Below are 698 nucleotides of genomic sequence, written 5' to 3' on the forward strand. Positions count from 1 at the left end.
TGACGACCTGGGGCACCACCAGCAACTGGCCGCCATGGATCAGGGCGCCCCAGATCTCCCACACCGAGAAGTCGAAGGCGAAGGAATGGAACAGCGCCCAGACGTCGCGCCAGTTGAAATCGAACCAGTCGCGGGTGGCGGAAAACAGCCGGGCGACGTTGCGGTGTTCCACCATCACGCCCTTGGGCAGACCGGTGGAGCCGGAGGTGTAGATCACATAGGCCAGGTTCAGCGGGTCGACCGGCGTCTCCAGCGGGCCGCTGTCATAAGCCAGCAGCGCGTCCTGATCCTGGTCCAGGAGGATGACCTTGAGCGCCTCTGCATCGGCTTGGAAATCCAGCAGCGGCAGCAGCGAACGCTGGCTCAGCAAGAGGCGGATGCCGCTGTCCTCGATCATGTAGGCCAAGCGGTCCCGGGGGTATTCCGGGTCCAGGGGCACGTAGGCGCCACCGGCCTTGAGGATCGCCAGCAGGCCGACGACCATGTCCAGGGAACGTTCCAGCGCCAGGCCGACCCGCACCTGCGGGCCCACGCCACGCTCGCGGAGCATCCAGGCCAGGCGGTTGGCGCGGCTGTCCAGTTCGCTGTAGCTCAGGGTCTGCCCGGCGAAGGTCAGGGCCGGAGCGTCGCGACGGGCCAGGGCCTGCTCGCTGAACAGGTGATGGATGCACTGATCCAGGCGGTGCTCACCGGGCTCG

At 67.0% G+C, this 698-nt stretch carries 1 protein-coding gene; it reads right to left on the reverse strand.

Features of this window, described 5'->3' with window-relative positions; all coding sequences use genetic code 11:
• The coding region (locus Q7C21_RS22295) for an AMP-binding protein (protein ID WP_375151130.1) at positions 1–698 on the reverse strand (698 nt) is incomplete at both ends.

Source organism: Pantoea sp. ANP04 (assembly GCF_041982285.1).
In the GTDB taxonomy this organism is placed as follows: domain Bacteria; phylum Pseudomonadota; class Gammaproteobacteria; order Enterobacterales; family Enterobacteriaceae; genus Pantoea; species Pantoea eucalypti.